This window comes from Cognatilysobacter terrigena (assembly GCF_004361065.1).
Taxonomy (GTDB): Bacteria; Pseudomonadota; Gammaproteobacteria; order Xanthomonadales; family Xanthomonadaceae; genus Cognatilysobacter; species Cognatilysobacter terrigena.
Genome location: NZ_SELT01000055.1, coordinates 1 through 2,938, shown reverse-complemented (window position 1 = coordinate 2,938; position 2,938 = coordinate 1). Strand labels below are relative to the sequence as shown.

The window sequence follows — 2,938 nt, the reverse complement described above, 5'->3', positions numbered from 1 at the left end:
TTCGTCTCCGCCGGCACCTGCACCATCAACGCGAACCAGTCCGGCAACGCCGCGTATTCGGCCGCGCCGACCGTGACGCAATCGTTCGCGGTCAACGCGATCGCACCGGGCGCTCCCGCGATCGGCACGGCGACCGCCGGTGACGCGCAGGCCACCATCAGCTTCAGCGCGCCGACGACGACCGGCGGCACGGCCATCACCGGCTACACGGTGACCTCCAGCCCCGGCGGCTTCACCGCATCCGGTACGTCCAGCCCGATCACACTGACGGGTCTCACCAACGGCGTCGCCTATACCTTCACCGTCACCGCGACCAATGCGGCGGGAACGGGCGCGGCATCGTCGGCATCGAACGTGGCGACGCCGAAGGGCAGCCAGACCATCACGTTCGCCAACCCCGGCGCGCAGAACTTCGGCACCGCGCCGACGTTGAGTGCGACCTCCACGTCCGGACTCGACGTGAGCTTCAGCTCGTCGACGACGGGCGTGTGCACGGTCACCTCCGGCGGCGCGCTGACGTTCGTCTCCGCCGGCACCTGCACCATCAACGCGAACCAGTCCGGCAACGCCGCGTATTCGGCCGCGCCGACCGTGACGCAATCGTTCGCGGTCAACGCGATCGCACCGGGCGCTCCCGCGATCGGCACGGCGACCGCCGGTGACGCGCAGGCCACCATCAGCTTCAGCGCGCCGACGACGACCGGCGGCACGGCCATCACCGGCTACACGGTGACCTCCAGCCCCGGCGGCTTCACCGCATCCGGTACGTCCAGCCCGATCACACTGACGGGTCTCACCAACGGCGTCGCCTATACCTTCACCGTCACCGCGACCAATGCGGCGGGAACGGGCGCGGCATCGTCGGCATCGAACGTGGCGACGCCGAAGGGCAGCCAGACCATCACGTTCGCCAACCCCGGCGCGCAGAACTTCGGCACCGCGCCGACGTTGAGTGCGACCTCCACGTCCGGACTCGACGTGAGCTTCAGCTCGTCGACGACGGGCGTGTGCACGGTCACCTCCGGCGGCGCGCTGACGTTCGTCTCCGCCGGCACCTGCACCATCAACGCGAACCAGTCCGGCAACGCCGCGTATTCGGCCGCGCCGACCGTGACGCAATCGTTCGCGGTCAACGCGATCGCACCGGGCGCTCCCGCGATCGGCACGGCGACCGCCGGTGACGCGCAGGCCACCATCAGCTTCAGCGCGCCGACGACGACCGGCGGCACGGCCATCACCGGCTACACGGTGACCTCCAGCCCCGGCGGCTTCACCGCATCCGGTACGTCCAGCCCGATCACACTGACGGGTCTCACCAACGGCGTCGCCTATACCTTCACCGTCACCGCGACCAATGCGGCGGGAACGGGCGCGGCATCGTCGGCATCGAACGTGGCGACGCCGAAGGGCAGCCAGACCATCACGTTCGCCAACCCCGGCGCGCAGAACTTCGGCACCGCGCCGACGTTGAGTGCGACCTCCACGTCCGGACTCGACGTGAGCTTCAGCTCGTCGACGACGGGCGTGTGCACGGTCACCTCCGGCGGCGCGCTGACGTTCGTCTCCGCCGGCACCTGCACCATCAACGCCGACCAGGCGGGCGACGCCGCCACCAACGCCGCGACGACGGTGACGCGCAGCTTCACCGTCAACGCCGTCGTGCCCGACGCGCCGACCGTCGGCACCGCCACGGCGGGCGATACGCAGGCCACCGTTACGTTCACGCCGCCGGCGAGCAACGGCGGTGCGTCGATCACGGGCTATACCGTCACCTCGAATCCGGGCGGCGTCACCGCCACCGGCACCGCGTCGCCGATCACGGTCACCGGCCTCACCAACGGTGTCGCCTACGCGTTCACCGTGACCGCCACGAACAGCGCCGGCACGGGCGCGTCTTCGGCGCCGTCGAACAGCGCAACACCGGCGGGCGCGCAGACGATCACGTTCGCGAATCCCGGCGCGCAGAACTTCGGCACGTCGCCGACGCTGACCGCAACGGCGTCGTCCGGTCTCGTCGTCGCCTTCTCGTCGTCGACGCCCGCGGTCTGCACGATCATGGCCTCGGGCACGCTGACGTTCGTCGCGGCCGGCAGCTGCACCATCGATGCCGACCAGAGCGGCAATGCGGCCTACCAGGCGGCGACGCGGGTGAGCCGCACGTTCACCGTCAATGCGATCGCGCCCGACGCGCCGACCGGGGCGAGCGCCGTCGCCGGCGATGCGCAGGCCACGGTGTCGTTCGTCGCACCTTCGAACACGGGCGGTGCGGCCATCACGGCGTACACCGTGACGTCGAATCCGGGCGGCATCACCGCCACCGGTGCGTCGAGCCCGATCGTCGTCGCCGGCCTGTCGAACGGCACCGCGTACACGTTCACCGTCACCGCCACGAACAGCGCGGGCACCGGTGCCGCGTCGGCCGCGTCGGCCGCCGTGACGCCGGTGCCGCCGCTCACCGCCGGCCCCGTCAATGCGACCGTGCCGTACGGCGCGGGCGCCACGCCGGTGACGCTCGACATCGTCGGCACCGCGACGTCGGTGGCCGTCGTCAGCGCACCCGCGCACGGCACCGCCATCGCGAGCGGCACGACGATCACCTACCAGCCGAACGCCGGTTACGCCGGTGCCGACAGCTTCACGTACACCGCGACCGACGGCATGACCACGACGGCGCCGGCGACGGCGACGATCGCGGTCAACGATGCGGTGGTTACGGTCACCGCGTCGGGCAGCCTGGCGGCGACCGCAGGTGCGGCGTACACGCAGACGTTCACCTGGTCGGGCGGCCACGCGCCGTACAGCGCGTACCAGGTCACCGGCCTGCCGGCGGGCGTCGTGGTCACCGCGACATCCGGCACCAGCGTGACCATCGCGGGTACGCCGACCGACGTCGGCACGTTCAACATCGCCGTGCAGGCACGCGACAGCAGCACCGGCA

Annotated in this window: 1 protein-coding gene; it reads left to right on the top strand. The window is 71.1% G+C overall.

The genetic code is table 11. The features are described 5' to 3' along the window. Positions 1–72 precede the first annotated feature (72 nt). Positions 73–2,938 (top strand): beta strand repeat-containing protein (locus EVS83_RS15305; RefSeq protein ID WP_208108774.1); only part of this gene is annotated, 2,866 nt, incomplete at its 3' end.